Below are 1312 nucleotides of genomic sequence, written 5' to 3'. Positions count from 1 at the left end.
GGACCAGTTCGGGCGGAATCTGACGCAGGCGGCGCGTGAGGGCAAGCTCGACCCGGTGATCGGCCGGGACAAGGAGATCGAGCGGGTCATGCAGGTGCTGTCCCGCCGTACCAAGAACAACCCCGTGCTGGTCGGGGAGCCCGGTGTCGGTAAGACGGCGGTGGTGGAGGGGCTGGCGCAGAAGATCGTCAAGGGTGAGGTGCCCGAGACGCTCAAGGACAAGCAGCTCTACACCCTTGACCTGGGCGCGCTGGTGGCCGGCTCGCGTTACCGCGGTGACTTCGAGGAGCGCCTGAAGAAGGTCCTCAAGGAGATCCGCACGCGGGGCGACATCATCCTGTTCATCGACGAGCTCCACACCCTCGTCGGTGCGGGCGCCGCCGAGGGCGCGATCGACGCCGCCAGCATCCTCAAGCCGATGCTGGCCCGCGGCGAGCTGCAGACCATCGGTGCCACGACGCTGGACGAGTACCGCAAGCACCTGGAGAAGGACGCGGCGCTGGAGCGCCGGTTCCAGCCGATCCAGGTGGCCGAGCCGTCCCTGTCGCACACCATCGAGATCCTCAAGGGCCTGCGCGACCGCTACGAGGCCCACCACCGGGTCTCCATCACCGACAGCGCCCTGGTGGCGGCGGCGCAGCTGGCCGACCGCTACATCTCCGACCGGTTCCTGCCGGACAAGGCCATCGACCTGATCGACGAGGCCGGCTCGCGGATGCGGATCCGCCGGATGACCGCGCCGCCGGACCTGCGCGAGTACGACGAGAAGATCGCCGACGTCCGCCGCGAGAAGGAATCGGCGATCGACGCCCAGGACTTCGAGAAGGCCGCGGCCCTGCGCGACTCCGAGAAGCAGCTCCTGGCCCAGAAGGCGCAGCGGGAGAAGGAGTGGAAGGCCGGCGACATGGACGTCGTCGCCGAGGTCACCGACGAGCTCATCGCCGAGGTCCTCGCCACCGCCACCGGCATCCCGGTCTTCAAGCTCACCGAAGAGGAGCAGACCCGGCTGCTGCGCATGGAGGACGAGCTGCACAAGCGCGTCATCGGCCAGGAGGACGCCATCAGGGCCCTCTCCCAGTCGATCCGGCGTACGCGCGCCGGTCTGAAGGACCCCAAGCGCCCGGGCGGCTCGTTCATCTTCGCGGGGCCGTCGGGTGTCGGTAAGACCGAGCTGTCCAAGACGCTGGCGGAGTTCCTGTTCGGGGACGAGGACGCGCTGATCCAGCTGGACATGTCGGAGTTCATGGAGAAGCACACCGTCTCGCGGCTGTTCGGCTCCCCGCCCGGCTACGTCGGGTACGAGGAGGGCGGC

1 protein-coding gene is annotated in these 1312 nt (G+C 68.7%); it reads left to right on the top strand.

What is annotated here, in order from left to right; all coding sequences use genetic code 11:
* The coding region (locus tag ACFPZN_RS56060; protein ID WP_378293598.1) for an ATP-dependent Clp protease ATP-binding subunit at positions 1–1312 on the top strand (1312 nt) is incomplete at both ends.

It is taken from the genome of Actinomadura rugatobispora, assembly GCF_042656285.1.
Taxonomy (GTDB): domain Bacteria; phylum Actinomycetota; class Actinomycetes; order Streptosporangiales; family Streptosporangiaceae; genus Spirillospora; species Spirillospora rugatobispora.
This window is presented reverse-complemented; position numbering and strand designations above follow the sequence as displayed.